Source organism: Minwuia sp., from assembly GCF_048007105.1.
Lineage (GTDB): Bacteria > Pseudomonadota > Alphaproteobacteria > Minwuiales > Minwuiaceae > Minwuia.
This window is the reverse complement of record NZ_CP180352.1, coordinates 2,543,561-2,562,112: the sequence shown is the minus strand read 5'-3', so window position 1 is coordinate 2,562,112 and position 18,552 is coordinate 2,543,561. Positions and strand designations below refer to the sequence as shown.

Here is an 18,552-nt window from a genome sequence, read left to right as displayed (position 1 = left end):
GTCCTAGTTGACCGCCGCCAGCGGCGCCTCGGCCTCAACCGGCGGCGGCGCGCCGTCAACCGGCGGCTCCTCGTTCTCGGACGGCTGGGCCGGCTCCGCACCGCCATCCGGCGCCGTCCCGGGAACGGATTCCGAAATGATGCGCGGCAGGGCCTCGTCCAGCATCTTCTCGACCATATAGGTTTCCATCGTCGTCGGCACCCGCCCGCCGAAGATCGACATGATGGCGTCCCGGCGATAGCTCTCGACGGCGATATCCGACTGGACGCCAAGTTCGATGCTGGCGGCGAGGTCTTCCAGGAAGTCGTTTCCGCTGACGAACTCGCTCAGATGCGTGGACGCCTCCCGCGCGGCCCGGGCGATTTCCCGCGCGAGTGTGCGGACATCCTGATCTGTCTGCAGTTGCCCGCCGTCGAAGAGGCCGCGTTCGAATTCGAGCGCGCCGCCGCCGGCCGAGCGTTGCTGGCTTCCGAAATCGGCCTTGCGGATGCTGAGCGTCGACGAGGTGGATTCGTTGATCTGGGCATCCGAGACGAGGTCGTTGGCGCCAAGGCCCGGGAAGTTGCTCTGGATCACGCGCAGGAAGGCCGGCGTGGACAGACCGTCCACAGCCGGATCGCCGGTTCCCCGGTCGGTGTTCTGGGTGCCCAGCAGACGGAAGAAGGCGGAATCGCCGGCCAGGAAGTCGTTCGCCGTGTCGCCGACGAAATCGTCGGGACCCAGGCCACCAATCAGCACGTCCGGGTCCAGACCGCCGATCAGCGTGTCGCGCCCGCCATCCAGGAAGGCGAAGTTGGTCGAAAGGCGAACCTCTCCATCCTGCGGCAGCCTTACGCCGTTGAAGCCGGGACGGCCGTCCTGCTCGATCTCGACGATGAAGCCGTCGCCCATGATGATGTCCTGCCCGGCGCGCCCCTCGAAGAAATCGGCGCCAAAGCCGCCCAGCATGACGTCGCGGTCCCCGCCGCCGATCATTCTGTCATTGCCGCGGATGCCCGGCTGGATGGATTCGATCAGCGTCAGACGGTCGTTGGCGCTCTGACCGACAACGACATCGGCGAAGTTGACGAAGCGGAGGATCGCCACGTCGCCGACCATCAGGTTCTCGTCGGCGCCGCCGATCATGGTGTCGTTGCCGATCTGGCCGACCATGATGTTGTCGCCGAAACCGGACCCCACGATCAAGTCGTTCGCGCCCAGCGTATGGTCGGTCAGCACCAGCCGGTTGGTATCGGTGTTGTTGACGAAGTCGAGTTCGGCGAAGTCGCCGACCGCCACGTCCTCGCCCGAGCCGGTATTGATCGTGTCCTCCAGCCCGTTGCCGAAGGCGATGTCGTTGTCGGTGCCGAGATCGATGCTGTCCCGCCCCTGCACGGCCTGGTCGGTGGGCCGGATCAGGCCGTCCGCGCCGGTGAAATCCGGGAAGTCGATCCGCATCCAGTCGCCGACGGCGATGTCCTCGTCGGCCCCGGAACTCAGCGTGTCGTTGGCCGTGCCGCCCATCAGCACATCGTCACCGCCGGTCGAGATCAGCAGATCGGCATCGCCGATGGCGGGGCTGAGCGACTGGATCTGAAGCCGGATGTTCTCGGTGACGACGGGCGTGTGCAGCAGCACCGCGGAGTTGCCGACCACCAGATCGTCGCCATCGGTCGAGCGGATGGTGTCCTGACCGAAACCGCCGAAGATGAAGTCGCGGCCGCTGCCGCTGTCGATGGTGTCGTTGCCGCCGCGGTCGAAATCGGTCGAGACCATGCGTCCGGAAGTGCCGGTCTCCAGCGGGTCCATGACGCCGCTGTCGCCCAGCAGCCGGTTGTCGCCGTCGCCGATATTCGCGATGTCGCCCGCGCCGCCCATGATGACGTAGTCGCGGCCGCTGCCCGAGGTCAGGCTGTCGGCGCCGTCCAGTTCCTGGAATGCGGACGTCATGTCGACCAGCGACAGGTCCGCCGCGTGGTTCAGTGTGCCCGTGTCCGTCAGGATCAGGTTGTCGCCGTCGCCGGTGTTCAGCGTGTCGTTGTCGGACCCGGAGAGCACGAAATCGATCCCCGCGCCGGTCACGATGTTGTCCTGACCGCCCTGATCGTCATTGTCGGTCCGCATCTGTCGATTGGTGACATCGATCAGACCGCTGTCGCCGAGGACGCGGTTGTTGCCCTCGCCGCCGCCCAGCGTGTCGTTCTTGCCGCCCAGGATGATGAAGTCGTTGCCGGTTCCGGAAGTGACGCTGTCATCGCCGTCCCGCCCGTTCGCATCGGAGTCCGCGGAGAGCGTATCGGCCGCCAGGTCCCTGTCGTGATCGATCAGGCCGATATCGGCGAGGATCAGGTTGTCGCCGTCGCCCGCCGAGATCGTGTCGTTGTCGGAACCGCCTGCAATCAGATCGATGCCGGATCCGGTGGTGATCTGGTCCTGTCCCGCCTGCGCATCGGAAGCGGTGGTCATCCGGGTACCGGTCACCTCGATGAGGCCGCTGTCGCCAAGCACCCGGTTGTTGCCGTCGCCGGCGCCCAGCGTGTCGTTTGCACCGCCCAGGATGACGAAGTCGTTGCCCGAGCCCGAGGTCACGCTGTCATTGCCGTCCCGGCCGTCGACGTCGGAGTCCGCACTCAGGGTCTCTGCGCTGAAGGTCCCGGTGTGATCGATCAGGCCGATGTCGGCGAGGATCATGTTGTCGCCGTCGCCGGCGGAGATCGTATCGCTGCCGGAGCCGCCGACGATCATGTCGATGTTGCTGCCGGCCGTGATCACATCGTCGCTGCCGAAGGCGTAGGAGGCCGAGGTCAGCGAGGTGCCATTGATGTCGATCGCGCCATTGTCGCCGATGACGCGGTTCACGCCATTGCCGATGGAAATCGTGTCGGAGCCCTCGCCGCCGATGGCGAACTCGTTGCCGCGGCCGCCGGTGATGCTGTCCGCACCGCCGCGCAGCGTCGCGTCGACGGAGACGATATCCGTCGGCGCCTCCAGAATGCGTGCGCCGTCCACATTGGCGTAATCGCCGATGAAGATGTTCTGCCCCAGCGTGTCGTTGAGGATTTCCACCGTCCCGGCCGCATCGGTGCCGCCGGCCACCAGCAGGTCGTTGGCGTCGCCGCCGTCCAGCGTGTCCGGACCGGCATTGGTCGAGTTCACGTCGATGGCCGTGAACTGCTGCGCCACCTTGTTCGACGACAGCTGGATCTGGCCGAAGTCGCCTGCCAGAAGATCGTTGCCGGCCCCGCCGTTCAGATTGTCGTTGCCGCCGCCGCCCAACGCCACGTCCAGCCCGCCGTCGCCGATCAGGATGTCGTTGCCGTCGGCGACGTCCAGGGTCTTCACGATCAGGGTCTGGGTCTGGTTCACATGCAGGTTGGCGGTCACCAGATCGATGTCCGCCCCGGCGCGGGTCTCGATGTCGAAGATGCCGCCGGTCAGGATGTCGTCCTCAAGGCCGCCGCGGACGGAGTCCGCACCCAGCCCGCCCTGCAGGATGTCGTCGCCGGTCTGTCCGACCAGCGTGTCGGTGCCGGCGCCGCCGATGATCAGGTCGCCGCCGTCCTGCAGCACCAGCGCGTTCAGCCGTTCGTTCGAGCCCAGCCCGCCCTCATCCGCCTGCGCGCCCCAGCCGAAGGCCCTGTTGGTGCCGTCGCCCAGGACGATGATGTCGGACCCGGCGCCGCCCTCGACGAAGACATCCGCGCCGCGCGCTGTGATGGTGTCCGTGCCAGCGCCACCCAGAACGGTGACATTGCCGGTGTCGGTGGTGCCGGTGATTTCGATCAGGTCGTCACCCGCGCCGGCGAAGATACGATGGTTGAAGCCCGAGGCAACACGGATCACGTCGGCCGCGTTGTCGGCGACATCCTGCGTCTGCGCCGTGTAGTTGGTGGTCATGTCGGCGAGGCTCTGTTCGAAATCGCCCAGCTGGGTAGCCAGGAAGGCGTCAACGGCGGCCTGGTCGAAGGTATTGGCGCCGCTGCCGAACTGCGCGGTGAAGGCCCGCGCCATGCCGAAGGAGTCGGAACCGAAGATCACGGTGTTGCCGCCGTCGATCTCGATCGTATCCGCCCCGCCCTCGCCGAAGATGTAATAGGTGCCGGTCGCCGCGCCATCGACCTGGATATTGTCAGCGCCATCGCCGGCGAAGACAACGTGGAAGCCCTGGTTCGGCAGGGTGATCCGGTCCGCGCCTGCGCCCGTGGTGATGAAGGTCGGCGTGTTGTCGACGATGCCGGACAGGTCGATCACATTGTTGCCGATGCCTGCCGGGATGATCAGCGCAGTCGCCGCGTCGTCGATCTGGCCCGTATTGGTGACGTTGCCGTTCTGGTAGTTGATGTCGAAGGGCGAGTTCGGGCCGGTGATGGTGATGATCTCGTCGCCGTCCTGGGTCGCATCCGAGAAGCTCTGACCGACGCGCGCGCCGACATTCAGCACTGCCGCGCCGCTGCCGCTCAGCTCCGGTGCGAACTCGACCGGCAGCGGCAGGCCGCCGAAGCTGATGCTCTCGCTGATGCTGAAGAGTTCAATGGTGCCAGAGAAGATCGTCGCCCCGAACGCCTTCACCTTGCCGAAGACCTCGGCGAACAGCGAGAAACCGGCCGTGCCCTTGAACATGGTCTCGATGGCTTCGATGAACTCGCCTTCGCTGAACAGGTCGCCGACGACCTCGCCGATGCGGATGATCTCCGGGACGCGCAGCTTGTCGTCATTGTTGGGATCGTTGAATCCCATGGTGAAGAAGATCTCACCGCCGCCGCTGGCACCCGCCTCGATGCCCGTGCCCAGAACAGAGATGTCGATCGAGGCTCTGATATTGGCGCCGAAGAACAGGTCGATCAGGCCGCCGTCAGAACTGTCGATGAAGATACCGTCGAGCAACCGTTCGGGATCGAGCGTGTTCAGGAAGTTGGAGACACCGCCCAGATCGTAGCCGACCGTGAAGCCGGCAAAGGCCCGGGCCTTGAGTTCGGCGGTCAGGAAGCTGCCAAGCGCATCGGCCAGTTCCTCTGGCATGGAAACGGCCGCCAGCAGGTCGCGGACCAGATCGAACTCGAAGTCGAAGTCGATCAGCGTGAAGGTGGCTTCGACGAGATCGACCTCGTCGAAATTGCCCAGGATCAGACTGAAGATGTTCGTGGGGTCGGACAGGATCGGGAGATTGATCTGCAGGCCCGCGCCGCCGAACTGCCCGTTGCTCTGGACGCTGCCGGTGTCACTACGCTGCGCCTCGTCCAGTTCCAGATCCGACGAGCTGGTCTCGCCGCTGGCCAGGTCCTCGCCGGAACCGGAGAAGTCGAAATCGCCGAAGCTGATAAACCCGCCGGAATCCTGCAGCTGGTCCTGCAGGTCGCCCAGGGCGCCGAGAATGTTGATGATCGTGTTCGGGATCGCCAGCACCGGATAGATCTCTTCCAGCGCCCCCAGCGCCAGGCTGATCGGGAATGTGTTGGTGATCTCGGCGATGGCCTGGAACGGATCCAGGATCGGCTCGATCGGGTCCGTGATCGGCCGGATATAGGTATCGAAGATGCCCGAGGCGTCGACACGCAGGTCGTTGAACATGAACGTGTCGAGCGAGAACTTGTCGCCGTCGCGTGCGGTGTCGAAGCTGGCGTCGATGACCAGCTCGGTCACGGCCTTCGGCACGATCTCGGCGCCGTTCACCGTGATCGGATTGCCGGTCGTCGGATCGATCACCTCGGCGATCAGCTGCAGGTTGACGTCAGCCTCGGCGGTGAAGGAAATGCCGGCCAGCTCAGCGAATTTCAGCTGTCCAATGAGGACCGATTTCTCGTAGCCGATGTCCTCGCCGTTTTTCTGGACGGTGATGCCCGAAAGATCGCGCTCCTCGTCCTCGCCCTGGTCCTGGAACAGGTCCACGCCGAGCGAGGCGGTCAGGCTGAGATCGCCGCTTTCGCCGCCCTCGAAGTCGGGGCGCTGCGCGAAGGTGTTCTCGGGCAGGTCGAGCGGATCCTCGACCGCGAAGGCGGTCAGCTCCAGCAGCTGTGCAACGGTGAACGAGCCCTCGAAATCGCCAGCATCGACAATGAAGTCGATGGAGATCTCGGTCTCGTCGGTGTCGTTCAGGAAGAACAGGCCGCGGCGGTCGATGCCGAAGCCGATATTCGCGGTGTAGGTGGCGGCCAGCACGATGGCGGAGCTGTCGGAAACCTCGAATTCCAGACCCGGAATGCCGAAGTCGAAGCCGATATCGAGGGCCTCGCGGAACAGCTCGCCGGTGAAGGAGAAGGCGCCGTAGAGGAAGCTCTCCTCGGTCGATCCCGAGGTGTCCAGGAAGGCCTGCAGATAGGTGACGCCGTCGGTCTCGAACAGGTCGTTCATGGCGTCGTTGACGAAGCCGGTCAGCAGATCGACGGTCGTCGGCAGGTTGCCGTCGTCATCGGGCTGGCTGGCGAAGTCCAGCGCCGGCTGGATGATGTCGAAGCGCAGCTGATCCAGCACCGACAGGCCCGCGCCGAGATTGTCGCCGATGATCGGCAGCGAGATCGCGTCCAGGAAGGCCCCGACCGCGCTGGAGACATTGCTGACGATGGTGTCCAGGCCGCCGAGCACCAGCCGCGGATCGTTCAGGATGTCGAGGACGTTGATGTTCGCCAGCGCATCCGCGAGATCCGGCAGGTTGATCTCGATGTCGTCCAGATTGATCGAGCCGTCGACGAAGATGTCGACCAGCGCGCCGTCGAAGAAGTCGCCGACATTGTCGATGTCGAAGCTCGAGAAGTCCGCGCCCTCTACCGTGTTCAGCAGCCCGGCATTGAAGGTGATGCCGTCGGTCGCGGGATCGAACAGGCCAGTCGTGTCCGACAGGGGCAGGTCGATGCTGATGCCGAAAGCGGTGGTGAAGGAGAACAGCTCCAGCAGGCTCCGGTCCGGATTGCCGAACAGGTCGGCAAGGTCGCCCAGATCGTACTGGCCGTCATTGTCGTCGCCGTCGATGTCCAGGATGCCAAAGCGCATGGACCCAGGCGTGCCGTCGCCCGCCCCGCTGCCGAGCAGCGCCGTGCCGTCGACGATGTTGACGCTGAACGGGCCCATCGCGACCTGCACGTTCAGCCCTTCGGCGACGCCGGCCGTCAGCTGCAGTTCGATGCCGGTGTTCTCGACATCCAGGAAGACGCGCGCCGACCCGGCGGTGCCGAGGGTCTCCGAGACGACACCACCCGACGCATCGACCGCCAGACCGTCGGTGAAGCCGATCAGCTGGGAGGCGTTGGAACCGCCCAGATCGTCGAACCGGAACTGGATGTCCTGGCTGGCGTCGTTGCCCTGCACGGCGAAGGTCGCGTCGTCGAAGCCGTTTGCCGCCGTGAAGTTGGTCTGGGTCAGCGTCAGTGCGTGGCCGTCCAGCGCCGCCACGATCAGCTGCGACAGCGGCACCGTGGAGGTCGGCATCGCCGTCGGCGTGATGTCCGCACGGGCGACGTCGATGTCCCGGAACGCCGCATTGAGCGCATCGACGAACGCCGCCGGCGTGTTCCGCGCCGCGTCCGCCTCCAGGCTGACGGTCACCGGATCGCCGTCGTTGAAGACGAGGTCGAAGCTGATCGCGCCGGTCAGATCGACGCCGCCGAGATCGACCGCACCGGTCTGGGCGTCGGCCGCCTCCAGCTCGCCGCCGAAGACGAGGTCGGCGCCGGCGGTGTCGCGGGCATCGGCCTGGGTATCCTCGACGATGAAGGTGCCCGCCTCGGCGTCGAAGCTGACGGAGGCGTTGGCGAAGGCCGTGTTGGCAGCGAAGGCGTCGCCGATGGCGGTGACGACGCTGTCGATATCGGTGAGATCGGAGAAATCGATGCTGACCGTCGACCGGCCGCCATCGGTCTTGTTCAGCCGGGTGATGCGCAGTTCGTTGCCGGTGCCTGGCGCGTTGGCGATCGCCGCGACGCTGGACAGGGCCGACAGCAGGGTCGCGCCGTCCACCGCGCCGCCTGCGCCGAGCACGCCGGACAGGTCGATGCCGATGGTGAAGTCCAGCAGCAGGTCCGGATCGAAGGTGAGCGCCGCATCGCCCTTCACGTCCACCAGGCCGGAGACGAACTCGGCCACCTCGGCGCCCAGCACTGTCGCCAGGCTGTCGCCCAGCAACTGGCCCAGGTCGAAGCTGAAGGGTGTCGTGCTCTCGACATCGTCGAGGAAACTGAGGCTGAGCGCCATCGTCAGCGTCTGCAGCCCGGTATCCCAGCTCAGTTCGACGGTGTCGTCGCCGAAGGCCTGCTCCAGGATCGTGTCCAGCCGCCCGAGGGTCTGCTCGGGATTGTTCCGGGCCTCCTGCGCCGCCTGCAGAAAGTCTTCCGCGAAATCCACCGAGTCGAGCAGGCTGACATTCAGCAGCGGGATGGGCGTATCCAGCAGCGCGAAGTCCTGGCTGAGCGACTCGCCCAGTTCGACCAGGACGCCGGCGATATTGGTCGCCGTGTCGAGGATATCATTGCCCTGGATACTGGTCAGCGTCTCGGCGATCGGTGAATCGATCGCCACGATCCAGGTCGTGGTGTCGAAGATGTCGGGGCTCGCGATCCGCACACCGTTCAGCGCATCGGCGGCAATGCCGGAGAGACCGGTCACATCGATGGTCACATCGTTCAGCGCCACCAGCGCGATGGCGGCGATCTCGCCCTCGCCCGGCGCGGCGGCGAAGACGTTCGCCTCCTGCCGCTGCAGCGCCGCGTCCTCGTCGACGATCAGACCGCCCTGCAGTTCGAAGCGGCCGAGCAGATCCTGCGGCCGGCCGTCCTGATCGGTCAGCGCCGTGGCGATCTGGGTGAAGGTCAGGGTGGAATCGAAGCTGCCGTCGTTCTGCCGTTCGACCAGCGTGACATTGACCTGCGCGTCGACGCTGATGCTGTTCTGCGCGGCGTCGTTGGCGCCGAACGTGGCGCTGACAATGCCCAGATCGGCTGTGCCCGATATCGAGGCCGCCGTCGCCGTGATGCGGCCGAAGAGCTCGACGTCGCGGAAGGACGCGTGATCGGCCAGATCGACGCCGCCTGCCGCGGGGCTGGCCGCCGCGCCCAGACTGCCGCCATTCTGCGCGCGTTCTGTCAGAACCGAGCCGGTATCCTGCGCATCGTTGCCCAGATCGTCAGCCAGTTCAGAGATGAATCCGGCGACATCGAAGCCGAAGACGCCGTTCAGCGTCGCCGTGGCGCTGGCGGTCAGGTCCGCAGACAGCGACAGGCTGTCCGCAATGCCGAAGCCCAGATCCGCCGCTGAGAAATCGCCCGGATCGCCGATATCGACCGTGCCGCCGATCTCCGGCAGCCGGAACAGGATCTCGCCCTGCTGGGTCAGGATCACGCGGCCGTCCGGCACGATATCGGCGAGACGTCCGTTGACCCAGGTCACCAGCCCCGAAACCGTCAGCGCCGCGGCGGCCTCGGCCGGATTCACGCTGATCGTGACGCTGTCGCCGCCCGCGTCGACCAGTGCGAAGGCCAGCGCATCGCCATCGGCGCTGGCCACGGCGTTCGTGCCCGCCAGCGCCGTGTTGAAGGCATCGACCAGTTCGGAGATCGACGCAAACCCGCCATTCTCGTTCGGGGAAAGGACACGGATGCTCGTGTCGATATCGCCCTGGCTGACGATGAATGAAAGCTGCGGGAAGCCGTCGAGGACAGCGCCGGATGCGAAATCCAGCGCCGTGCCGGTGACGGTGTTGGCGCCGGAAATGGCGATCGAGCTGCCCAGTCCGATATCGTTCAGCTGGAAGGTGAAGAGATCCGCCAGTTGCTCGCCGAAGGACACCACTGTCTGGAATGCGTCGAGCAGCTTGAGATCGGTGAACGGCAGATCGATGTCGAAGATGGCCGCCGCGGCCACTTCCTCCAGATTGTCGCCGAGCTGGCTGAGGAAGTTCGCGACATCCGCAGAGCTGGTCGCCGCGAGCTGACCGACGAAGGACTCCAGCGCCGCTTCCACGCCGGCATCCAGGCCGCCCGTGGTCACGTCGAACCCGGCGCCGATATCGGCAGCGTTCAGGAAAGCCGTCAGGAAATCGTCGCCCGCCGTCGAGAGCAGGCTGGTGAAGGTCGCGCTGGCCGTGAACTCGATGGCCGACTGGTTCTCCGGCTCGAAGTCGGCGGCCACAAGCTCGCCGTCATCGTCCTGCGTGTTCAGCGCGCCATCGACATCGACCCGCAACAGGTTGAAGGTCGCTTCGTTGGTGATGGCTGTCTGGACGCCGCCGACCGGCGTCACGAAGGCACCGACCCCGACGCCGGCGACATTGCCGGCAAAGGAAATGGCCGGATTGGCCGCGTCGAAATCGATCACAGCCGAAAAATCGATGCTGTCCAGGCCGGTGATGTCGATGGTGAACTCTGCCGTCCGCACATCGGTCAGCGTCACGTCCAGGAAGCCGAAACGGGTTTCCACCGGATTGTCGGGATCGGGATCGAAGACGTCGCCGCCGACCGTCAGCAGCTGCGGTGCGGCGAAGTTGTTGGCCGAGAGCGAGAATTCGCTGTCGCCCCCACCGGTGTTCGCCGGATCGACGACAAGATCGAAGGTGAAGCTGGGCTGCACCGAGAAGCTGACCGCATTGTCGATATCGGCGCGGGACAGGCCGAAATCGCCCTCCTCCAGCAGCGAATCGAGATCGAAGGTCATCTCGGGCAGGGTCACCTGGACATTCACCGTGGCGCCGCCGCCGCTGAACGCGACTGCCAGGTCTGCCGGATCGTCGCTGGTAGGGTCGTCGATATCGGCGAGCGTGATCGAGAACAGGTCGCCCAGCGATCCCGCGGTCTGTGTCACGAACACACCGCTCAGGCCGTTGGCCAGCGTGGTCACGTCGCCCTCGTCGAAGGCGCCGCCGAGACCGGCCTGCAGATCGGCGCGGAAGACGTCGCCGACGCCGGTCACGAAGTCGTCGGCGCTGGTCAGATTGTCGAAGGTGAAAAGCGCCGAGAGGTCCGCGGCCTCGACGAAGCTGTTGCCGACGGTGGCGCCGCCGCCGAAATCGATTCCGGCCACCTGCGCGTTGAAGGCGCTGAGCAGGCTCGCGGTCTCGTCCGCGATGAACTGATCCAGATTGGATTCCAGTTCGGCAACGATCCGGTTCACGGTCTGCTCGACGAAGCCGAAGAGATTGTCGCCGAAAGCCGCATCCGCCGAGGCCGAGGCCGCCTGGGCCACGGTGATGTCGTCGGCGGTGTTGTCGGGCGTGTTGTTGGGGTCGAGGTTCGGGTTCTGCAGGTCGAACGTGTCGCCGGCGATGTCGAGCAGCGGCGCAACGAAGGCGACCTGGGCGTTCAGGTCGTCTGTGAACTGCTGGAACTCGCCCAGTGCCTGCTGCCGCTGCGCATCGACCGCGCCGAAGACCGCGTGGAAGAGATCGATCGTGTCGGTGATGCCCGGATCGAGGTCGAGCGTCGCATCCAGCATGATGCGCGGCTCCAGCGGCTGGATCGGCGGTTCGATCTCGGCGCGGGCGCGGAGGCGTCCGCCTGAAACCCGGGCGGTCGGCTTCTTGCGGCGGAACAGTCCCATCAGACGCTACCTCTGGTCAGTTCCGGTCCGGCGCCGCCATGGCGGCGTCTCCGGATCCGGTGATGAAGACGCACTGCATGCCGGGCGCCACGGCGTCGGTTTCGAGCTTGAAATAGGCCTTGATGGTCCGCGAGGACTGGTCGGCCAGCGGCGAGACATAATCGAAGGCGACGGTCAGGCGTTCGGCGAAGCCGGGGCCGGCGGCGATTTCGTAGGCGTCGCGGGACAGCAGTGTCCGCGAGCGCTCCAGCGGGATGAAGACCTCGACCCGCATCGGATTGACCTGGACGATATGGGCGACGGGCCGTTCGAAGGTGGACTCGCCCGGCGCGATCAGTTCCTCGCCCACCACGCCGGCCACAGGCGCGCGGATCTCGCCCTTCGCCACAGTCAGCTTCGCCCGCTGCGCCTCGGCGCGCGCGATCGCCTGGGCCTCCTTTTCCGAGGTCACCCTGCTCTGCGCCGCCCGGTACTCGCCCAGCGCCTCTTCATACTGCACCCGGCTGATGACGTTGGATTTCAGCGCCTTTTCCGCCGACTGGTATTTCGCTTCGGCGGTCTTGAGCTGTTCGGTGGCCAGCGCAATGGCGCCCTTGGCCTCCGCGCGCGCCTGATAGAACTTCCATTCCGCGACAAGCAGATCGGTGTCCAGCTTCGCGATCAGGTCGCCCTTCTCCACGCGCTGGCCCGGCACGACCTCGACGCTGTCGACGACGCCGTTCAGATCGGAGGCCAGTTCCACGCTGCGGGCGGGAAAGATCGAGCAGTCGAGCCCGTTCATCGCCAGCTCGTCGCCGAACCGCGTGTCGGAACCGGCGGCAAGAACCGGGGCCGCCAGTCCCGCCACCAGGGCGAGGACACCGCTTCCGACCCACCAACGCAACACTCCTCGGGGACGGGTATGCATGTCTTTCATCCTCCGGCCGCTGAGGGCACCCCCAGGAAATCGGACAACCGCCGGCCAGTGACGTAGGCGATCCGAGACCATGCCCGCATGGCCTCGTAACGCGACTGGTCGAGCTGTTCCTTCGCCCGCCGTCTCTGCAGTTTCTGTACCAGCACAATGGGCGCCGACGCCTGGCCCGAAGCCACGGCGTTGGAATCCGCCTCGACCAGCCGCTGCGAAAGATCCAGCGTCTTCTGCGCGATGCCGATGGCCCGCTTCAGGATGCGGATCCGCTCCAGCTGCGTCTTGAGTTCGGCCTCGATGCTCCGGCGGGTCGTGACCTCGTCCAGGATCGCCGCACGGAGGTCGCTGGCCGCCTCGCGGTTCGCATAGCCGGTCGCCGAAGCGTTGAAGATCGGCATGCGCATGCGGACGCCGAAGGAGAAGTCCTGCGTCACTGATCCGCCGCCGAAACGCGAGGCCTTGCGCTTCTCGCGTTCGCCGGTGCCGAAGAAGTCCAGCGTCGGCATGTAGTCCTCGGCCTGCGCCCGACGCAGCTCGCTGCGCTGCCGCTGGATCTCGTAGAGCCGCTGCATCATGGCCGGGTTCGCATGCAGCGCTTCGGTGAACAGCTGCTCGAGTTCCAGCGCCGCCAGTTCGTCGATGAAGGCCGGCGGCACCTCGTAGGGGATCACCCGTTCGAAGTAGACGCCGGTCAGCCGCGACAGCGTCGCCACCGCCTCGGCATATTCCTGCTCGAACTCCGGTCCCTCGATATCGGCCTCGGCCTGTTCCAGGCGCAGGGCGACAAGGGCCCGTTCGACACTCTGGCCGGCCGCGACCAGTTTCTCCTCGGCCGCGATCTGCTCCGAAATCAGCGCCGAGCGTTCGCGCGCGCTGCTTGCGCTGGCCTCGGCGGCCAGGGCGCGGAAGTAATTGTCGACGACCTCGAAGGAAATGCGGTGAACTTCGGACAGATAGGCCGCACGTGCGACGTTCTCGTTGCCCTTGGCGGCGTCGATCTCCAGAAGCCGCGAAATATTGAAGATCGGCTGGCTGACATTGACCTGATTGTTCAGCACCGGGAACTTCGCGACGCCGGCCTGGAACACCGCGTTGTCCGTCTCGATGACGTTCTGGATCACTCGCGTGTAGGTTGTCTGAAACGAAATGCTCGGCAGATAGCCGTAGATCGCGTTCAGGTGTTCCTTCTCCGCCAGGGTGATGTCTTCTGCGGCTTCGGCAAGTTCCGAATTGTTGTCCAGCGCGAACTGAACCAGATCGATGACCGTCAGCTTGTCGAGCCGGAACGGTTCGCGGCCCTGCGGCGCCGGACGGGGTCCGCCGAACTGGTTCTTGAAGGGGGTCATTGTCTCGGTCAGGTCGTTCGGCGTCGACGGGTCCGCGACGTCGACCGGGGCCTTCTCGATCAGCTTGCCGCCACCGTCATCCGGCTCCTCGACGACCTTCACGGTCTCTGGCACCGGACCGGTGAACGGATCCGGAAACCGGTTCGCAAGACGCTGATATGTCGGGGAAATCGCCGCCGTCTCGGCAGAATCCATGGGCGGCGGCGCCGCGGATTCGGCGTCGGGAATATCCGCATGCTTGTTGCTCGCGCAGCCGGAAGCCAGCAACGCGATCATCGCGGCGCTCGCCAGCAGCCGCGCGGAAGTCCGGTCAAACAATACTCACGCCCTACTCACTGGTCCGAAGACGCCGGGAACGTCCTGGATTCGGAACCCTAACCCCCACGAAGAAGGTTAATACCACCCGCAGAACATGTGCGGCAACACATGATCATGCGTTTGACTTGCAAAACTGCAGCATTTGCCGGCGAGCGGGTCCTGGTGCAATCGGGCAAAATATTCGGTTAAAGCCATCTCGCCTGCTGGTTGTGCGGATGCCAAATTTTTCAGGGGCAGAGCCCGGGCCGGCTTGAGGGCCGGTGAATTCGCCGCGCCCGGCGAGCGCGCCCCGTTTCGCCATTCGACAACAACGCCTTGCCGGTTTACCATACGGAAAGCAGGGCAACCCGGTCACGCACGGTCAGCGGGTGCGATCGAAGCGGACGGTGTGGCGGCCGGTTGGCGTATGTAGCGGTCTTGCTGGGTGATCCGGAACAGGGCGCAGACACATTTCCCGATACTCAGAGGAGTCACCATGCCAGCCTCCCCGCTCGTCGCCGATCTCGAAAGGGCGCTCGAACTCCTGAGCCAGGTCGATGAAAGCAGGCTGGGCTTCTCGCCCAGTCCGGACGTCTCCGGCGACGTCCAAAAACTGACAGGCGTGACGCAGTATCCGGTGGATTCCCACCGCGCCAATGTCCGCGCCCGGCTGGAAGCGGTCGTCAAGGCCGGCGACCAGCTCCCGACCCGCCATCCCTCGGACTATGTCTCGAAGGTCATCGTCGAGTGCGTCCGCCTCGCGCCATCCAGCGACGACATGATGCACGGCCCCAGTTCCTGAGCCTGACCTGAAGGGGAAAATGGTGCCGTCGAGAGGACTCGAACCTCCGACCTACTGATTACGAATTACGAAGGCGGCGTTTCCGGGACTTTCCTGGATTTGGCGGGACATCCCGAAATCCCATAGATTCCAACCATATCGCTTGTTGGACGTTTCCCACGCTTTCCTGTAGTTTCTTTTCTGGTGGTGGACCGGTGGTGGACAGAGCGCCGGTCCCCACCGGAGGACAAGATGACCGACAAGCGGAAACTGACCAAAAAGGCCGTCGATGCCCTTCCCGTCGAGAAGGGGCAGCGCGCTGTCGTCTGGGATGATGTCGTCAACGGTTTCGGCGTTCGCGCCACCGGAGGGGGCCGCACCTACTTCGTACGGTATCGAGTGGGTACGGGACGGGCCGCACCCCGGAAGGACTTCACCATCGGCAAGCATGGCGCGCCCTGGACGGTCGAGCAGGCCCGCACGGAGGCAACCCGGATTCTCGGCATGGTTGCGGACGGCAAAGACCCGCAGGGCGAAAAGGTCTCGAAACGAAGGAGGGACGACAACCGGACCTTCGAGACCGTAGCGAACACCTTCCTGACCCGGCACGTGGAACGAAACCTTCGCCCCTCCACCGCGAGGGATTACCGACGAATCATCGAGAAGCGCCTGATCCCGCGATGGGGGAAGAAGGACATCGCCGAGATTGGCGGCTCAGATGTCCTGGAACTAATTGACGAGATCGAGGACGGCGCTCCCGTCATGGCGCGGCTTGTGTTCAGCGTGACACGCCGCCTGTTCGGCTATGCCGTCGAGCGCCGGATTATCGAGAGCAACCCTTGCTTCGGTCTCAAGGCAGCCCCTGCCCCCAAGGCCCGCGACCGGGTTCTGACGGATGACGAGTTACGACTGGTCTGGCTGGCAACCGAGAAGCTGGAGTTCCACTATCGGCAGGCATTCCGCGCCCTGATCCTGACGGGCCAGCGGCGCTCAGAGGTGAGCAACCTTGAAGCTTCGGAGCTTGATCTGGAAAAGGCCGAGTGGACCATCCCCCGCGAGAAGTCGAAGAACGACAAGGCGCACGTGGTGGATCTGTCCGACGAGATGTTGGACGTCCTGCGTGATGCGATAGGTGACAGCGTTCTCGGTCAACGTCCCCGGCTAGGCCCCTTCGTCTTTGGCGTGACAGGCGAGTACCCGCCGGCAGAGTGGGGCAAGGCCAAGCGGCAACTCGACGAGGCTGTTGCCGAACTGGCGAAAGATGAAGGAATCGAGGCCCCTGCCCCGTGGCGGACACATGATCTGCGGCGGACGGCAGCCAGCGGCATGGCTGGAATGGGCTTCGGTCCGCATGTCGTCGAGCGCGTTCTGAACCATGTCTCCGGCGCCCAGGGCGGCCTCGTCGGCGTCTATCAGCGCCACGACTACCGGAAGGAGCGGAGGGCAGCGCTAGAGGCCTGGGGCAAGCATGTAGCGGGACTGATTGAGCCGCGGACGGGCAACGTTGTCGATATCAGTTCGCGGCAGCCGGCGTGATGAAGCCCTACGAACCAGAGACGTTGTATTCCGCCAGCACCTCGGATTTCCAGCGGCCGTTAACGGATCCTCAATCTTTTCGACCGCACACTGGCGAACGGTGGAAACCATGGATTGTTGTTAAGCAAATCTTCACCGTGAAGCCGCACTCTGTCGCCAATACAGATCGACATGGAGTGCCCAGAGATGGCATCCGACACAACCACCAGCGTCGCATCCGCCACAAACACGGCCGAAGGCCCTCTTCTGCCAGTTGAGGTCCGCGAAGCCATCGCCCGCGAGGTCCAGCAGGCCGTCGCAAGGGCGTCTGCCGCTTCCAACTTGTCAGGCCCCTGGCTCCAAAATCGCACAGGTGACCGCGGCGACCCTGACGACGAACTCGTCAACGTCGCGGAAGCCGCAATTATCCTCGACCTGTCTCCCAGCCATCTGAACAAGATGCGCTGTCGTGGGGACGGTCCGAAATTCGTCCGGCTTGGCCGTCGGGCGATCCGCTACCGCCGTTGCGACCTCCGTTCTTACGCGGAAGGCCGTCTCGCAGACAGCACCAGTGAGTACGCGGCCTAGCCAGCTATCGACAGCAAAGGCGAGGGCCGCCCCTTGATGGCCGCGCTGATGACGCGACCGGGTACGGCCCTCGAAATAGTTGCAAATGAAACATATCACATTCGACCGTATCGGCAACCAGCATCCCGACTGGCGACCGGGTTTTCTCAGCCGCCGGCATCGCATCGATCCGCGGCTCGCGGAGATCTACCTGGGCGACTGGTCCCGCCCTCATTGGGAGCCGAAGTCTTGAGCGCCCGCGTGGAACCGGCAGCGCAGCCGGAACGCAGACAGCGCCCTCGCAACGAGCCTGTTGCGTACATCGTCACCGAGGATGGTGAGGAGCGTATCGAGTGGATCAGCGAACCGAGGGTCGTTCAGACCGTTGACGATCTGATTGAGAGCGGAGCGCGAGGCGTTTCCTCGCTCGAATGCAAGGGCGTCCGGTTCTCCTCCTACGTCCACAAACTCAGGCGCAACCACGGCATCACCATCGAGACCAAGCGCGAACGGCACGGCGGGAAATTCGCCGGAAATCACGGGCGCTGCATCTTGATTTCCAAGGTGCGCCGCGCTCAGGGGGTTTCGTGATGGTGATCCGGGAAATCCAGAAGAACAGCCGCGAGCGCCTGCGCGTGTCATTGGATCAGTTCAGGGGCCACGACCTGATCGCGATGCGCGTCTGGATCGACGGCGATGAAGGACCGATTCCGACCAAGTCGGGGTTCGGACTTCGCGTGCACCAGATTCCCGAACTCCGGGAGGTACTGGCCGAAGCCGAACGGCAGGCCCGTGCAAACGGGATGCTGGAGGACGCGGCATGATGCGAACCATCAGTGAAGTGATGGCTGAGACGGCTCTGGGGGAAACCCCGGAGCCTACCGGCGAGGTCATCGAGCATCCGAAGAAGGACGCCGCACCCAAACCCGTCTACGCGCCCATCCCGATGCGCGCCTGCGTCGATAGCCGTCTGTCTGCGCGCCACTACCGGACTCTCGCCGTCATCGCCGCTCATGACCGGTTGGGGGCGAATGGCGCCGGCTGCTGGGCATCTCACAAGCGGTTGGCGGAGATGATCGGCTGCAACTACTCCCGCCTGTCAGAGAACATTCGTCAGTTGGCGGAATGGGGATATTTGCTCAAAGACAAGCACCCGGTGAACCCACGGATGCGCGTCTACCGCGTCGTCTACACCGCCGACGATGCCGCCGTGATGAAGGGCAATGGTTTGCCAGATGGCAAAGCTCCCAGGGCCGACGATAGTTTGCCAAAAGGCGACGACGACGCCGGCATAGTTTGCCAGAAAATTTCTGAGACGCCCGGTTTCCGCGGGACACAGCGTGTAAATATATTCCGTGAAACGGGGAATACATCTCGTAGAAACGACGGAATAGATACCCCTGAAGGGGCGCGCGCTTCGCGCACGCCACGCAATCGCCATGACGAAGAGTTTGTCGGGGAACGCCTGCGCGTCCTAGAGAAGGGCATGGCGGAAGGCGCATTCGTCAAGGACAGCGAAAAGGTGCTCGATTGGCTGCTGGAGGTCGAGGAAGGCTACGCCGGCACTGATCTGGACCGTCTGAGCTACTGGGCGCAGCGCCTCTACACAGATCTCGAAACCTACGAGCAGCGGAGGTGAC

9 protein-coding genes are annotated in these 18,552 nt (G+C 64.7%); 6 read left to right on the top strand and 3 right to left on the bottom strand.

Annotated elements, in window-relative coordinates; all coding sequences use genetic code 11:
• Positions 1 to 3 precede the first annotated feature (3 nt).
• The 3 genes from ACMVY4_RS12365 to ACMVY4_RS12355 are packed head-to-tail and all read right to left on the bottom strand — an operon-like array spanning position 4 to position 14,070.
• Entirely contained in the window at positions 4 to 11,496 is an 11,493-nt protein-coding gene (locus ACMVY4_RS12365; RefSeq protein ID WP_416896329.1) for a beta strand repeat-containing protein, read from the bottom strand.
• A gap of 16 nt (positions 11,497 to 11,512) precedes the next feature.
• On the bottom strand, positions 11,513 to 12,403 hold the full coding sequence (locus tag ACMVY4_RS12360) for an efflux RND transporter periplasmic adaptor subunit (protein ID WP_416896328.1): 891 nt from the start codon (positions 12,401 to 12,403) through the stop codon (positions 11,513 to 11,515).
• Between the two features lie 5 nt (positions 12,404 to 12,408).
• Positions 12,409 to 14,070, bottom strand: coding sequence for a TolC family protein (locus ACMVY4_RS12355; RefSeq protein WP_416896327.1), 1,662 nt, complete (start codon positions 14,068 to 14,070; stop codon positions 12,409 to 12,411).
• A gap of 475 nt (positions 14,071 to 14,545) precedes the next feature.
• On the opposite strand from ACMVY4_RS12355, the gene ACMVY4_RS12350 reads away from it, so the two are divergent.
• From ACMVY4_RS12350 to ACMVY4_RS12325, 6 genes are all read left to right on the top strand, one after another.
• A complete protein-coding gene (locus ACMVY4_RS12350) occupies positions 14,546 to 14,851 on the top strand; it encodes a hypothetical protein (RefSeq protein WP_416896326.1) in 306 nt (101 codons plus the stop codon).
• A gap of 231 nt (positions 14,852 to 15,082) precedes the next feature.
• Complete coding sequence (locus ACMVY4_RS12345) at positions 15,083 to 16,366, top strand: tyrosine-type recombinase/integrase (protein WP_416896325.1); 1,284 nt, start codon at positions 15,083 to 15,085, stop codon at positions 16,364 to 16,366.
• A 186-nt stretch (positions 16,367 to 16,552) separates the two neighbouring features.
• A complete protein-coding gene (locus ACMVY4_RS12340; RefSeq protein ID WP_416896324.1) occupies positions 16,553 to 16,933 on the top strand; it encodes a helix-turn-helix transcriptional regulator in 381 nt (126 codons plus the stop codon).
• Positions 16,934 to 17,161: 228 nt separating this feature from the next.
• Positions 17,162 to 17,503: a winged helix domain-containing protein gene (locus tag ACMVY4_RS12335; RefSeq protein WP_416896323.1), complete on the top strand. Its 342-nt coding sequence runs from the start codon at positions 17,162 to 17,164 to the stop codon at positions 17,501 to 17,503.
• Entirely contained in the window at positions 17,503 to 17,736 is a 234-nt protein-coding gene (locus ACMVY4_RS12330) for a PC4/YdbC family ssDNA-binding protein (RefSeq protein ID WP_416896322.1), read from the top strand. Before ACMVY4_RS12335 ends, ACMVY4_RS12330 begins: the two co-directional genes overlap by 1 nt.
• Positions 17,733 to 18,551: a hypothetical protein gene (locus ACMVY4_RS12325; RefSeq protein WP_416896321.1), complete on the top strand. Its 819-nt coding sequence runs from the start codon at positions 17,733 to 17,735 to the stop codon at positions 18,549 to 18,551. The genes ACMVY4_RS12330 and ACMVY4_RS12325 overlap by 4 nt, the downstream gene beginning before the upstream one ends.
• The last annotated feature ends 1 nt before the right edge of the window (position 18,552 follow it).

What these genes read in the sequence shown, in the direction of transcription:
- ACMVY4_RS12330 (WP_416896322.1), top strand. Translation starts at nt 17,503, where the DNA reads ATGGTGATCCGGGAAATCCAGAAGAACAGCCGCGAGCGCCTGCGCGTG.
- ACMVY4_RS12365 (WP_416896329.1), bottom strand. Translation starts at nt 11,496, where the DNA reads ATGGGACTGTTCCGCCGCAAGAAGCCGACCGCCCGGGTTTCAGGCGGA.
- ACMVY4_RS12325 (WP_416896321.1), top strand. Translation starts at nt 17,733, where the DNA reads ATGATGCGAACCATCAGTGAAGTGATGGCTGAGACGGCTCTGGGGGAA.
- ACMVY4_RS12345 (WP_416896325.1), top strand. Translation starts at nt 15,083, where the DNA reads ATGACCGACAAGCGGAAACTGACCAAAAAGGCCGTCGATGCCCTTCCC.
- ACMVY4_RS12340 (WP_416896324.1), top strand. Translation starts at nt 16,553, where the DNA reads ATGGCATCCGACACAACCACCAGCGTCGCATCCGCCACAAACACGGCC.
- ACMVY4_RS12360 (WP_416896328.1), bottom strand. Translation starts at nt 12,403, where the DNA reads ATGCATACCCGTCCCCGAGGAGTGTTGCGTTGGTGGGTCGGAAGCGGT.
- ACMVY4_RS12350 (WP_416896326.1), top strand. Translation starts at nt 14,546, where the DNA reads ATGCCAGCCTCCCCGCTCGTCGCCGATCTCGAAAGGGCGCTCGAACTC.